We start from the raw sequence: 13,482 nt of genomic DNA, 5'->3' as shown, positions 1-13,482 counted from the left end.
GCTGGGCGGCGGTACCCGCGAACGGCGTGCCATGCGCGGGGGTGCCAAGTGCCGGGGTGCCAAGGGCCTGGGCTCCGCCGGGAACCGTCAGGGCCGCGCCGGGTGTCCCAGGCGCATGGCCGGCGGGTGTGCCGAAGGGGGGCGTGGCCTGGCGGGGATTCGGCGGGCCCGCCAGGTGTGAGGGGACGGGGGAAGCCGATGCTCCGGTGGGTGCCGAAATGCCGCCCGGTGCGGCCGGGTTGGCGGGTGGCAGCGGTTGGGATGCTGCGTGGGGTGGCCTTGAATCGGTCACCAGGCTCTCCTCCCCTCGGCCGGCCGAAGGCTGCGGGCTCGGCCGGCCGCGAGCGTGCTCGATCGCGGACTGTGCTGCTCTGCCGCCGGAACACGCGGCTCTTACCTGGGCGGGACCGGATCGCCGGCGCTCCGCCCCGACCGGGATGAAGCCCCGGCCCGGACGCCAGGGTCGCGCGTGGCCCGGCGGTGCCGGGTCGAGCGACGCGTGACCGATGCCCGACACGGTCGCCCTGGCCGCTACGGGCCCGGCGGTGCCGGATTTGGTTGCGGCGTTCTGCTGGTTGAACGCCGCACACCTGCCCGAGGTCACGCCTGTCCGGCGGACCTCCGGTCGGATGCAGCCACGCGCCATCGGTCCATCGGCGGTCTGCGGTCGGCACCCGGGGCGCCCGCTGTGTCGTGGCGCCGTTCGGGGTTCTCCGCCTCTGGCGGGCGCCCCCTGGCGGCTCCTGTCCGCCGTCAGGATACGGTGCGAGCACGACGACGGAACCACCGGTGACCTCGGTGATCTGCGCCGCAACCAGCCTGTGACCAGCTCACTCCTAGGAGTTGCATGTCCTCCCTCAGCCGCATCCCCGGGATCGTCGCCACGGATCATGTCTTCCGGGTGCCGCTGGACCACGGAGCTCCGGGCGGCGAGGCGATCAAGGTCTACGCCCGCGAGGTGGTGGCCGCCGGACGCGAGCACGACGAGCTTCCGTGGCTGCTGTACCTGCAGGGCGGACCGGGCGGCAAGGCCAACCGGCCGCTCGGCCGGGACGGTTGGCTGGACCGGGCGCTCGACGACCACCGGGTGCTGCTCTTGGACCAGCGCGGCACCGGCCGCTCCACGCCCGCCAACCGGCAGAGCCTGGCCCGGCGCGGCGACGCCCGGCAGCAGGCCGACTACCTGGCGCACTTCCGCGCCGACTCGATCGTCCGGGACGCCGAGCTGATCCGCCGCCAGCTGTTGGGCGAGGACGGCCGGTGGAGCCTGCTGGGACAGAGTTTCGGTGGTTTCTGCACCCTCACCTACCTCTCGCTGGCCCCGGAGGGCCTGCGCGAGGCGTTCGTCACCGGCGGGCTGGCCGGGCTTCGCCGCTCGGCTGACGAGGTCTACCGCGCCGCGTACCCGCGGGTCGCCCGCAAGAACGCCGGGCACTACGCGCGCTTCCCCCAGGACGTGGCGGCGGTACGGCGAATCGCGGCGCACCTGATCGAGCAGCCTGCGACCCTGCCGGACGGCGGGCTCCTCACCGTCCAGGCCTTCCAGGCGCTGGGCATGATGCTGGGCAGTGGCACCGGCTCCTTCGTCCTGCACTACCTGCTGGAGGAGGCCTGGGTGGAGGGACCGGACGGGCCGGAGCTCTCCGACACTTTCCTGGCGGGGGCGCAGGCGCAGTTGTCCTTCGCCCAGGGGCCGCTGTACGCCGTGCTGCACGAGTCGATCTACGGGCAGCGCTCGGTCGACGGCGGGGCCACCGACTGGTCGGCGGAGCGGGTGCGCAAGGAGTTTCCCGAGTTCGACGCTGCGGCGGCGCTGGCGGGGGACGGACCGGTACTGCTCACCGGCGAGATGATCTACCCCTGGATGTTCGAGACCGACCCATCTCTGCGGCCGCTGCGCGAGACGGCGCAGCTGCTGGCCGAGCGCACCGAGTGGCCCGACCTGTACGACCCGCAGCGCCTGGCTTCGAACCAGGTACCGGTGTACGCGGCGGTGTATCACGACGACATGTACGTGGACACGGCGCATTCGCTGGAGACCGCGGATGCGGTGGCCAGTGTGCGGACCTGGATCACCAACGAGTGGGAGCACGATGGAGTGCGGGTGAGCGGCCGCCGGGTGCTGGACCGCCTGATGCGGATGGCGCGCGGCGAGGTCTAGCCGCTTGCCGCGCGGGCGCGGGCTGGGCGTACGCATGTCAGCCTCCGGTGGACTGCTGGTGTCGGGGTGCCCTGCTGCGGGGCCTGGGGATTCGCGGCGCCGCGGCCCGCAGCGGGCACGGTTGGTGCTCACCGCCCGGCCGGTGGACGGCGGCTGACGCGGCATCGGGCGAGGTTGTCGGCCGACCGCCGCCTGGGCTGTCGTCCTCACCGGAATCGGATTTGCCCGGCACGGGCTCTGAGCGCGATCGGTCCGGCCCGGATCCGCTCTTGCCTGCTCCGATGGCTTCCGTCGATTCGGAGCCGGCACAGGGCGTGGGCCCGGGCGGGACAGCGGGTGTCCGCGAGGGACCGGCGGGACGGTTGGCCCCCGACTCCCCGCCCGGCGGCGGGAGTTCGGGATGCTGCGGGATACCCGCCCCGCGCAGCCGGGTGGCACGTTCGCTCCGGACCACCCGGAGCAGGGCCTCCGGGGCGATGCCGGAGTTCAGCGATTCGTAGAGCAGTTGGGCAAGTGTGTAGTCCGGGTCCAGTTCCAGTGCTCTGGCCAGTACGACCCTTGCCGTGGCGGGGTCTCCGGCCAGCCAGGACGTCCAGGCCAGCAGCGTCATCGGCGGGGCGGCAAGGTGCTCGAACGGGTCGACGCAGCGCTGGATGAGGTAGCGCCACAGCTTCTGGGCGGTGGCGAGTTCGTGCGGTTCGGCGTACTCGGCGGCGCGATCGCGGCCGAGTTTGTCCTGCAGGCCGATCAGGACGCGGGCCGTCCGCCTGGTGTCGAGCTCCCGGGCGCCGTTGCGGAACTCGGCCATCGCGCTGGCCAGTAGCTCCTCGGTGCGCTCGACTGCCGAATGACGGCCGCCGGGGCCGGCCAGCTCACGGATGAACGGCGGCCCGGCGTCCTCCAACGCGCGGCGCTGCACCTCGCAGAGCGGCGGGCCCACCGGCGCCAGGCCGGCCACGATCGCCTTGCGGCTGCCCCGCGGGGCGAGGCCCGCGAAGGTGGCCGCGGCGGCGAGCGGGCTGGGCTGGTGGGCGGCACGGACCGGAGTGCCGTCCGGCGGACAGCAGTCGACTCCGGTGCACAGAAAGGACCACCAGCGGCCCGCCGAGACGCACAGCGACTCCTTGACGATCACCTGCTGGCCCTGGAAGGCCCGGGTGAGGGCGGCCGCCAGCGGGCGGAGATCCTCCAGCACGGCCTGCTGCCCCTCCGGCACTGGCGTGCCGTCTGCGGGATCCCGGCACAGGTACAGCAGGACTTGGACGGGGCGGCGGTCGCGCTGTTCGGACAGCTCGACCAGCAGCCGGGCGGATTCTTCGGCGGTGCGCTCCCAGGATTCCGGATCCGCCGGAATGTCGATCCGGATCACCCCGCCCTGATCGAGCGCGGGGCCCTGCAGGCCCACCGCGACGATGCTGTCGTCGGGAAAGAAACCCAGCAGGTAGGGGAGCATCTCCGCCATGTCGGCGGGCCCGCGCAGCCGGACCGGGAGGTGGCCGGGGCGCGGGGAGGGCTTGGTGGTGCGGTCGTCTGCGGTCATGGCGGAAAGGGTGGACCCGATTCCGCCATCACTGCGGATATTTCGCTCGCCCTGTGGATAAACCGGGGGGTTCAGCATCAGCTCCCCCTAATGGCGGACAATTCCGGCCCGAACAGCTCGATCTGACGGCATATCACCCGATAAGAGCCAGGTTGTCCACAGCCTGCCATTCGCGGTCCGTCCGTGAAGCACGGTATCCATGACCTCATGCAGACGCGCGAACTCCACCCGACCACCCCAGCCGACCGCGAAGCCGTCCGGGCCGCCGCGGAAGCCGTGCTGCACAGCCTCGCGGGGCCCTCCACGACGCTGCGCGAGGACCAGTGGAAGGCCATCGAGGCCCTGGTGGTCGACAGTCGCCGCGCCCTGGTGGTGCAGCGCACCGGTTGGGGCAAGTCCGCCGTCTACTTCATCGCCACGGCGCTGCTCCGCGCGCGCGGAGCCGGTCCGACGGTGATCGTCTCGCCCCTGCTGGCGCTGATGCGCAATCAGGTCGAATCGGCCGCCCGGGCGGGCATCCACGCCCGGACGATCAACTCGGCCAACCCGGAGGAGTGGGAGGAGATCCAGCAGGAGGTCGCCGACAGCCGGGTCGATGTCCTGCTGGTCAGCCCGGAGCGGCTCAACAACCCCGACTTTCGCGATCATGTTCTGCCCAAGCTGGCCGCCTCCACCGGCCTGCTGGTGGTGGACGAGGCGCACTGCATCTCCGACTGGGGCCACGACTTCCGGCCCGACTACCGACGGCTGCGCACCATGCTCGCCGAGCTCTCCCCCGGCGTCCCGGTGCTGGCCACCACGGCGACCGCGAACGCCCGCGTCACCGCGGATGTCGCGGAGCAGCTCGGCACCGGCGTCGGTGACGCGCAGGCCCTGGTGCTGCGCGGCCCGCTGGAGCGGGAGAGCCTCAGCCTCTCGGTGCTCTCGATGCCCGACCCGGCACACCGGCTGGCCTGGCTCGCCGACCACCTGGCCGACCTGCCCGGCTCCGGCATCATCTACACCATGACGGTCGCCGCCACCGAGGAGGTCACCGAGTTCCTGCGCGAGCGCGGCTACCCGGTCGCCTCCTACTCCGGCCGGACCGAGGACGCCGAACGCCGCGAGGCCGAGGCAGCCCTGCTGGCCAACCAGGTCAAGGCCCTGGTCGCCACCTCCGCGCTCGGGATGGGCTTCGACAAGCCGGATCTCGGCTTCGTGGTCCACCTCGGCTCGCCGAGCTCCCCCATCGCGTACTACCAGCAGGTCGGCCGCGCCGGCCGTGGCGTCGACCGTGCCGAGGTGCTGCTGCTCCCGGGCCGGGAGGACGAGGCGATCTGGCGGTACTTCGCCTCGATCGGCTTCCCTCCCGAGGAGCAGGTCCGCCGTACCCTCGCCGCTCTGGCCGAGGCCGGCCGCCCACTCTCCACAGCGGCGCTGGAAACCTCGGTCGATCTTCGCCGCTCCCGGCTGGAGACCATGCTCAAGGTGCTCGACGTGGACGGCGCGGTCCGCCGGGTGCGCGGCGGCTGGGAGTCCACCGGCGAGCCGTGGCGGTACGACGGCGAGCGGTACGCCAAGGTCGCCCGGGCCCGCGCGGCCGAACAGCAGGCGATGCGGGACTACATCGCAACCGAGGGCTGCCGAATGGAGTTCCTGCGCCGCCAGCTCGACGACCCGGAGGCCGCCCCGTGCGGGCGCTGCGACCGGTGCACCCACGCCCAGCACTCCACCGAGGTGTCGGCCGAGACCACGGGCGCTGCCCGCGCCGCCCTCGGCCGCCCGGGTGTCTCCTTCGAGACCAGGCGAATGTGGCCGACCGGCATGGAGTCCCTCGGCATCCCGCTGCGGGGCCGCATCCCCGTCGCCCAGCAGGCCGAGCCGGGGCGCGCTCTCGGCCGGCTCTCCGACATCGGCTGGGGCAGCCGACTGCGCTCGCTGCTCGACGAGCGTTCCCCGGACGGGCCGCTGCCGCGTGAGGTGCTGGACGCCGTGGTCGGCGTGGTGGCGGACTGGGCGCGCAGCCCGGGTGGCTGGGCCGGGCCGGAAGGTCCGGACGGTACCCGGCTGGAGCGCCCGATCGGTGTGGTCACGCTGGATTCCTCCACCCGACCACAGCTGGTGTCCGACCTCGCGGGTGGCCTCGCCTCGATCGGCCGGATGCCGCTCCTCGGTCGCGTCTCGTACGCCACCGGGGAGCCCCCGCACGGGCCGCGCAGCAACAGCGCCCAGCGGCTGCGCTCGGTCTTCGGAGCCCTCACGCTCTCCCCGGGCCTGGCCGACACGCTGGCCGCGACTCCCGGCCCGGTCCTGCTGGTCGACGACCTGGTGGATTCCGGCTGGACGTTGACGGTCGCGGCCCATCTGCTCCGCCAGGCCGGCGCCACCGCGGTGCTCCCACTCGTCCTGGCTGTCCGGGGGTGAGGGCGATTCGATCGAGCTCACCGCCAAGCCCGGCAGCCGGGCACGCCCGGACGCCGAGCCCCGTTCACCGGACGGTTTCCAGCCGTCCACAGCCCGCTCACCCAGTGGTCAGCCGAATGGCTGCATGGCGGGGCTGGGACATCTCCGGCAATTAGGCGGGTTCCGGGCGGCGTTTGTCAGTTCATCATTGCCGCCCGGCCGCTCTCGCCAGAGAATTGGAAGGTATCCAGCGCCCGGTCCGTCGGACCCGGCCTTCGGCGTACGCCCGCGCACCTTCGGGAGCGCGGGCACGGGAAGGAGGATCGTGATCAACGGCATCGACCGAGGTCCTTCCCACTACGACGGCCGTCGGGCCATCACGCTGCAGGAGTGGGAACGCCTCGGCATACCCCTCCTTCGCGCACCCAGAGAGTTCGTTACCGAACTTCACCAGCGGCACCTCCCGCAGCCCGGCACCACGGTGGTCGCGGTACTCGACCCCGAGCACCGGGTGGTGGCGTCGGCCTCCTTCGGCGTCCGCCCGCAATTCAACGACGGCTGGGACCACCGCAACGCCCTGCTCGGCCACCTGCGCCGGGTCACCCCGCACGACCTGAAGCGCATATCCCCGAGCCGCACCGCCGTCCTGCTGCGCTGCCGCGAGGGCGGGCCGGACTGGACCGAGCAGGACGGGGCCTGGATGTGGGCGCTGCGCGCCGCCGCCGAACTGCACGGGCTGCGCTGCGGCTCCTACCTGACGCTCACTCCTGCCGGTTGGCAGTCGCTCGGCGACGGCCGGCACGGGCGCAACCCGCACTCCGGGTCGTGGGCCCTCGGCCCGATCCACACCGTCACCGAACTGCCGCCGCGTATCCCGTCCGGCGCCGACTCCGAGCGATCCGCGCCGCCGGCGCCACCGGTCCCCTTGGAGCCGCCGGTCGCCCCGGTCACCTCACTGAACGCGATCCGCGCCCTGGAGGCCGGCCGCGACAGCCGGGCGATCCGCCGAACCGCCGCCCGCTGAACGGTCATCCGCCCACGGCGGCCCGCTCACCGAACCGGCCGACCCGACGTGCCACGACGCAACAACACCAAAGCCCGCCGACGCCCCACGTTCGCCCGACCCGGCACCCAACGGCGTTGCAGGACAACCGTGTTGAGACCCAGCGGAACCAGGGAACGCCGACGACCCGGCCCCGCCCGCAGGCGGAGCCGGACCGGCACGACGAACCAGACGAACCAATGGATCGATGGACCGACGGTCAGGCGGACCGACGGGCCGACAAAAAGGCGGCCAGGCGGTCAGGCGAACAGCGGGGCGACGGTGTCCGTCTCGCCGCAGACCACCAGTAGCTTCGCGGCCCGCTCCAGCGCCTTGCCCGCCGCCGCGGCGACCCGCTCCGCGTGGTTCTCGTTGACCACCAAAACCACCACGTCGCGGTGCAGTGTCCGAGTCGTGGCGGCGTCGGCGTAGAACACGTCGCCGCCGTCGGCGAGTTGAGCCCAGTAGCTGTCCTCGCCGAAGCTCAGCTCGTGTTCCTGCCAGGGGTGCGCGGCACCGACCGTCAGGACCAGCACGTCGCCGGGGCGGCGGCCGGACTCCAACAGCGCGTCAACGGCGTCATTGGCACGGTCGAGCGCCTCGGCCGCAGCGACGGGCAGGAGTTGAACGGTAGGCCGGCCGGGGCGCGGCGCGTTGCCGGGCTTGGGTCGGGGTGCGGGCCGCGGACCGGGAATCGGACGGTCCGCACGGGGCGGTGCGGGACGCGGCGGGCCGGGGCGAGGGCCCGGGACCGGAGCGGCGACAGCGGTGGAGGAAGGCATACGGGGGGCAGGTGCGTCCGACTTGTGGGGAAGGGGAACGCCGGGGCCCGGGATCGTCTCGTGAATCTCCGGCTCCTCGGGGAAGACAGGCATACCCGGATTCCTATCAAATGCCGGTCGGATGCGCACGGGCACCCCACCACTTGAAAGTGTCGCCGCCCGAGCGCGGGCACACGACAACGCCCGAGTGACGGGTGGGTGAATGTTGACGAACCGTCAGAAACGAACGGATATGGTCGCCTCCGAGGCGCTCCGAAGGCTCCCGGCGGTCGAAGCAGACCATCGGATTGTGCGACTGCGCCAGGGCGCGTTGCGACACCGAGGGCGCTCAGAAACCGAGCGAGAGCTGCTCGCCGGTGTCGATCGGGACCCGCTGACGCTTGAGGTGGCTCCACTTCGGCAGGGCATCCATGTAGGCCCAGGACAGGCGATGGTGTTCGGTGGGCCCGAACTCCTCCAGTGCGGCGCGGTGGGTCGGCGAGGGGTAGCCGGCGTTCTCCTCGAACGCGAACGCCGGATGCTCCACCCCGAGTTCGGCCATCAGCGCGTCCCGCCGGACCTTGGCCAGCACCGAGGCGGCGGAGACGCAGACGCACGACTGGTCACCCTTGATCACCGTGCGGACCCGCCACGGGCCGCCCAGGTAGTCGTGCTTGCCATCCAGAATCACCGCGTCGGGCTGCACCGGCAGCGACTCCAGGGCTCGGACGGCGGCCAGCCGCAGCGCGGCCGTCATGCCGAGGTCGTCGCACTCCCGGGGCGAGGCGGCGCCGATCGCGTAGGCGGTCACCCAGCCTTCCAGGATCGGGACGAGCGCCTCCCGGCGCCGCTCGGTGAGCAGCTTGGAATCGGTGAGCCCTTCCGGCGGGCGGCGCAGGCCGGTGACGGCGGCACCGACCATGACCGGCCCGGCCCAGGCGCCGCGGCCCACCTCGTCCAGCCCGACCACCAGGCGGGCTCCGGCCCGGCGCAGCGAGCGCTCGACCGAGTGGGTCGGGGGGTCGTACGGCATCGAGGGTTCCTTCACTGGGCAGGCCAACAGCCGGGGCCGCGCCCGAGGACGCTCGCGGCTGCTTTCAGCCTACGCCGCCGCCCGGACAGCCCGGCCGCCCGAGCCGGACCCGCGCCGAACCCGAGCCGGACCCGGGCCAACCCCGGACCCACCACTCACCGCCACCGCCCCGCCCCGCGCGCGTTACGGCCGGATCGCCGGCAGCAGCACCTGTCCGAGCAGGTCCTCGCAGAACTCGTCGTCGATCGCCCCGACCCAGAACTTGGCGCGGTACAGCAGCATCGCCGGCAGCACGTCGGCCACGATCGACACCGCCGCGCCCCGGCGGACGTCGCCCCGGGCCTCGCCGCGGCGCAGGATGCCGAGGATGCCCTCGGTGGTCGGCCCGACCACCCGCTCGTGCAGGAAGCCCTTGAAGAACTCGGCGCGTTCGTGGTCGAGTTCACCCATCAGGGCACGGACGGCCGCACCGGTCCGGGAGTCCAGCACCGCGATGTAGCCCTGGATGACGTGCCGCAGCTCGGCCTCCGCGGAGCCGAGGTCGGGAATGTCGGCGGGGGGCGGCATCACGGCGACCAGGGCGTCCATCACCAAGTCCGCCTTGGAGGCCCAGCGCCGGTAGAGCGCGGCCTTGCCGGTCTGCGCGGCGCCGGCCACGCCTTCCATCGTCATCCGGGCGAACCCGCCGGAGGTGAGCTGGTCGAGCGCGGCCTCGAAAATCGCGGCCTCCAGCGCCTTGCCGCGCCTGCGCAGCGGGGCTCCCTCCACGGGGCCGTCGGCCGACTGCCGCCGGTCCGGCTGATCCATCGTCATCCACCCTAAAAGACGGTTGCGTTCACTATCGGCGCCGACTAATGTCCCCCGCAGTGAACGAGACCGTTCACTAACGGCATCGCCGAGCACCTTACCGAGACAGCAACCGATAGCAGCAGTCAGCAGGGGGCACAACAGTGGCTATCTCCGACATGCTCAGCAAGTCGGCTCCGCCGGGGGCCGGTCGCGACCAGCACAAGGGCATCACGCTCACGGTCATCGCGGCCACTCAGCTCATGGTCGTCCTCGACGCGACCATCGTGAACATCGCGCTTCCGCACATCCAGGACGCCCTGAAGTTCTCCACCACCAACCTGTCCTGGGTGATCAACGCCTACACGCTGACGTTCGGCGGCCTGCTGCTGCTCGGCGGCCGGGCCGGCGACATACTCGGCCGCCGGCGGGTGTTCGTCGTGGGCGTGCTGCTGTTCGGTCTGGCCTCGCTGCTCGGCGGTTTCGCGCAGAACGGTGGCATGCTGCTCGCCGCCCGCGCGCTGCAGGGCATCGGCGGTGCGATCTGTTCACCGACGGCGTTCGCGCTGATCGCCACCAACTTCAAGGAGGGGCCGGAGCGGAACCGCGCCTTCGGTGTCTTCTCGGCGGTGGCCGGCTCGGGCGCCGCGATAGGCCTGCTGGCCGGCGGCGTGCTCACGGAGTACCTGAACTGGCGCTGGGTGTTCTTCGTGAACGTGCCGATCGCCGCGCTGATCGCCGTCGCCGCGCCGCGTTACATCAACGAGTCCGAACGGCACCCGGGCACCTTCGACCTGCCCGGCGCGCTCACCTCCACCCTCGGCCTGGTCAGCCTGGTGTACGGGTTCATCCACGCCGCGGACCCGAAGGCCGGGTGGGGCGACGGCGTGACGATCGCCTCGTTCGCCGTCGGCACGGCCCTGCTGGTCGCGTTCGCGGTGATCGAGCAGCGCACCGCCCAGCCGATCACCCCGCTGCGACTGCTGCGGAGCCGCAACCGCACCGGCGGATTGATCATGATGCTCTGCCTGGCCGCGGCCATGTTCGGCATCTTCTTCTACGTCACGCTCTTCGTTCAGCGCGTGCTCGGTTACAGCGCGCTCAAAGCGGGTGTGGCCTTCCTGCCGATCAGCGTCGCGATCATCGTCGCCGCGCAGCTCGCCTCCGCTTTCCAGGCCAGGCTCGGGCCAAAACCGTTCCTGGCCACCGGCAGCGTGCTGGTGACGATCGGGCTGAGTTGGCTGACTCGGACCGACGTCCACAGCAGCTACGCCCTGGGCGTGCTCGGCCCCACGGTCACCTTCGGCTTCGGCATGGGTCTGATCTTCGTCCCGGTGATGCTGATGGCGGTCTCCGGGGTTGCGGCGCACGAGACGGGTGCGGCCTCGGGCCTGCTCAACTCGGTGCAGCAGATCGGCGGTTCGGTCGGGCTGTCGATACTCACCACGGTCTTCGCCAAGGCGGCCACCTCCGAGGGCAACCGCCAGCAGCCGGACTTCCTCGCCCATGCCACCCCGGCCGATCTGCAGTACACCCAGCAGCACCAGACCTTCCCACCCGGCAGCACGTGGGCCAACGAGGTGCTCGCCCACGCCGTCTCGCACGCCTTCGTGGTGGGTGTGGCGTTCGCGGTGGTCGCGCTGCTGTCCGCGGTGTTCGTGGTCAAGGCGAAGGTCGCCGACCTGCCCGCCGAAGCCCCAGCCGGCATGGCGATGTGACGCCGCACCACGCGGCCTGACACGCAAGGAGGGTGGGGGGACGGCACTCGGCCCCTCCCCCACCCTCCAACAGCCACCGCCGACAACGGCCCGACGACAACGGCCCAACATCAGCGCCCCAACGTCAGCGGACCACGTCAGCGGCCCGACGACAACGGCCCAACGCCAGCGGACCACGACAGCGGACCACGACAGCGGACCACGCCAGCGACCCAACGTCAGCGGCCCAAGGTCAGCGGGCCTCGACCCGGTACGTGGGCAGCCCGACCCGTCGGCAGGCCTCGCCCAGGTCCCAAACCACGGGCCGTGCCGCGAGGATCTCCCGGGCGCGGGCCTCGGCCCGGCTGATGGCGTACCAGGAGGGCGTGGGCTGGTCCGCCAGCTCGGCGGCGATCGGCTGGAGCGCGCAGGTGCGCAGATCGTCGGGCAGCCGGTCAAGAGCGGGCACGGCGTCAACGGAGAGGCCACGCAGGTAGTTGACGTCGAGCTGGGTAACGGCGCCGCGGTAGCGGTCGACGTTCTGGTCGGCGATCAGGCCGTCGGTCCGCAGCAGGCCGAACAGCGCCACGGCCAGGGCGGCGCTGAGCACCACCGCGCGGGGCAGCCAGCGGCGGGAGGAGAGGACGGAGCCGAACAGCACCATCAGGAAGACCAGGCCGAGCCAGATCTCCGTCGCGGCGACGTTGACCCGCAGGCGGGTGAGCCCGAACGCGTCCATGTACAGGCTCATCCGGACCAGGGCGGTGCCGACCACGACCAGGGTGAGCGTGCAGAGCAGTCCGAGCATCACCTTGACCAGCCGCCGGTCGCCCGCGTTGCTGCGCGGCGCCCAGTACTTGGCGAGCGCGACCACCACCAGGGTGAGCACGGCGATCCAGAGCAGCTGCCAGAAACCCTGGCGGGCGTACGCGGCGGGGGTCATCCCGGTGCGGCGCATGATCGAGCCGTAGCCGCCGATCAGCACCACCAGCTGCACCACCACGAAGGTGCCGAACAGCAGGTTCATCACCGCCAGCGGCATCGCCCACTCCAGGCGGCCGCGCTCCTTGCCGGCCCGGGTCCTGGTGCGGTCCCAGCGGCGGGGGGCGGCGGCGGTGTGCGCGGCGCCCAGAGCGAGCAGCACTCCGCCGACGAAGTACACGAACCGCAGCGGGGTCTCCCCGGCCTCCATCGAGGGGACGAGGTGGCTCAGCAGGTCGGCGACGGTGGTGTCGGCGCCGGCGAACAGCGTGCCGAAGACCACCAGCAGCACCAGGGAGACTCCGACGGCCTTCACCACCTGCCCGGCACGAGCCTTGGCCGGAAAGCGACGCTCTTTCAGCGACCGGATTCCCCAGGCGAGCCCGGGCAGGAAGTGGGCCCACAGGCCGATCGATCCCATCGCCACCCCGACCCAGCGGGCACCGCCGTGCAGGGTGAGCGAGCCGATGCATATCGCGGCGATCACGGCGAGCGTCACCGCCCCGTCCGCACCGCTGACGGCCGGCACCAGGCAGAGCAGCAGCGCGGCCGCAGCGAACGCCAGGTGCCAGGGCTTGACGCGCCGCCCGGTGGCCAGCGCGGTCATCCCGGCGCCCACCGCACCCGCGACGGCGCACAGCAGCAGGTTGACTCCGAGTCCGTCGCCCAGCACCAGCGCACTGACCAGCCCGGACGCGCCCGCCGCCGCCAGCACCCGCAGCCCGGCGGGCGCGGCAGGACGGGCCTTGCTGGGCCGCAGCCACTCCGATTCGGGCAGCGGATCCAGCGGCCGGTGCTGGTACGGCGCATAGGGATTCGCTCCCCCAGCACCCACCGCCCCCACCGAGCCCACCGAGCCCGCCGCCACCGAGCCCACCGCACCCGCCGAGCCCACCGAGCCCACCGCACCCGCCGAGCCCATCGCACCCGCAGCAGCCCCCACCGGCGCCCCCTTCCCGGACGCCCCAGGACGCGGTCCCGCAGGTGCCGCGAACGGGTTCGCCGGCTGCGGCTGTTCGCCGGGACCACCTGAGCCGGTGGAACCACCAGGGCCGTTGGAGCCGGTGGACTGGGACATGAAACCCCCTCAGAATGCGGG

Annotated in this window: 9 protein-coding genes; 4 read left to right on the top strand and 5 right to left on the bottom strand. The window is 72.3% G+C overall.

Annotated features, from left to right (window positions below; translation table 11 throughout):
* The first annotated feature begins 847 nt into the window (after nucleotides 1-847).
* The gene (locus tag ACFV18_RS25450; protein WP_380486905.1) at nucleotides 848-2,161 is read left to right on the top strand and encodes an alpha/beta fold hydrolase; all 1,314 of its coding nucleotides are present in this window, start codon (nucleotides 848-850) and stop codon (nucleotides 2,159-2,161) included.
* Between the two features lie 37 nt (nucleotides 2,162-2,198).
* On the opposite strand, the gene ACFV18_RS25445 is transcribed toward ACFV18_RS25450, so the two are convergent.
* On the bottom strand, nucleotides 2,199-3,701 hold the full coding sequence (locus ACFV18_RS25445; RefSeq protein ID WP_380486903.1) for a DUF4192 family protein: 1,503 nt from the start codon (nucleotides 3,699-3,701) through the stop codon (nucleotides 2,199-2,201).
* Between the two features lie 207 nt (nucleotides 3,702-3,908).
* Here ACFV18_RS25445 and ACFV18_RS25440 point away from each other — a divergent pair, with 207 nt between their 5' ends.
* Both ACFV18_RS25440 and ACFV18_RS25435 read left to right on the top strand, forming a co-directional pair.
* Nucleotides 3,909-6,104, top strand: a complete 2,196-nt coding sequence (locus ACFV18_RS25440; protein WP_380486901.1) for a RecQ family ATP-dependent DNA helicase — start codon at nucleotides 3,909-3,911, stop codon at nucleotides 6,102-6,104.
* Nucleotides 6,105-6,411: 307 nt separating this feature from the next.
* Nucleotides 6,412-7,107, top strand: a complete 696-nt coding sequence (locus tag ACFV18_RS25435; protein ID WP_380486980.1) for a hypothetical protein — start codon at nucleotides 6,412-6,414, stop codon at nucleotides 7,105-7,107.
* 278 nt (nucleotides 7,108-7,385) lie between these two features.
* Here the strand turns inward: ACFV18_RS25435 and ACFV18_RS25430 are convergent, their stop codons facing one another.
* The 3 genes from ACFV18_RS25430 to ACFV18_RS25420 form a co-directional block, all read right to left on the bottom strand.
* The gene (locus ACFV18_RS25430) at nucleotides 7,386-7,688 is read right to left on the bottom strand and encodes a hypothetical protein (RefSeq protein ID WP_380486899.1); all 303 of its coding nucleotides are present in this window, start codon (nucleotides 7,686-7,688) and stop codon (nucleotides 7,386-7,388) included.
* A gap of 547 nt (nucleotides 7,689-8,235) precedes the next feature.
* The gene (locus tag ACFV18_RS25425) at nucleotides 8,236-8,919 is read right to left on the bottom strand and encodes a ribonuclease HII (protein ID WP_380486897.1); all 684 of its coding nucleotides are present in this window, start codon (nucleotides 8,917-8,919) and stop codon (nucleotides 8,236-8,238) included.
* A gap of 183 nt (nucleotides 8,920-9,102) precedes the next feature.
* Entirely contained in the window at nucleotides 9,103-9,732 is a 630-nt protein-coding gene (locus tag ACFV18_RS25420; RefSeq protein WP_380486895.1) for a TetR/AcrR family transcriptional regulator, read from the bottom strand.
* A gap of 137 nt (nucleotides 9,733-9,869) precedes the next feature.
* Here ACFV18_RS25420 and ACFV18_RS25415 point away from each other — a divergent pair, with 137 nt between their 5' ends.
* Nucleotides 9,870-11,423, top strand: coding sequence for an MFS transporter (locus ACFV18_RS25415; protein WP_380486893.1), 1,554 nt, complete (start codon nucleotides 9,870-9,872; stop codon nucleotides 11,421-11,423).
* Between the two features lie 232 nt (nucleotides 11,424-11,655).
* On the opposite strand, the gene ACFV18_RS25410 is transcribed toward ACFV18_RS25415, so the two are convergent.
* Nucleotides 11,656-13,326: a DUF4153 domain-containing protein gene (locus tag ACFV18_RS25410; protein ID WP_380486891.1), complete on the bottom strand. Its 1,671-nt coding sequence runs from the start codon at nucleotides 13,324-13,326 to the stop codon at nucleotides 11,656-11,658.
* Nucleotides 13,327-13,482 lie beyond the last annotated feature (156 nt).

This window comes from Kitasatospora sp. NPDC059673 (assembly GCF_042734215.1).
Lineage (GTDB): Bacteria > Actinomycetota > Actinomycetes > Streptomycetales > Streptomycetaceae > Kitasatospora.
The sequence above is the reverse complement of the archived record's forward strand: the minus strand, read 5'-3'. Positions and strand labels throughout refer to the sequence as shown.

Coding starts and splice junctions, on each gene's coding strand:
- ACFV18_RS25450 (WP_380486905.1), top strand. CDS start 848: ATGTCCTCCCTCAGCCGCATCCCCGGGATCGTCGCCACGGATCATGTC.
- ACFV18_RS25445 (WP_380486903.1), bottom strand. CDS start 3,701: ATGACCGCAGACGACCGCACCACCAAGCCCTCCCCGCGCCCCGGCCAC.
- ACFV18_RS25440 (WP_380486901.1), top strand. CDS start 3,909: ATGCAGACGCGCGAACTCCACCCGACCACCCCAGCCGACCGCGAAGCC.
- ACFV18_RS25425 (WP_380486897.1), bottom strand. CDS start 8,919: ATGCCGTACGACCCCCCGACCCACTCGGTCGAGCGCTCGCTGCGCCGG.
- ACFV18_RS25420 (WP_380486895.1), bottom strand. CDS start 9,732: ATGACGATGGATCAGCCGGACCGGCGGCAGTCGGCCGACGGCCCCGTG.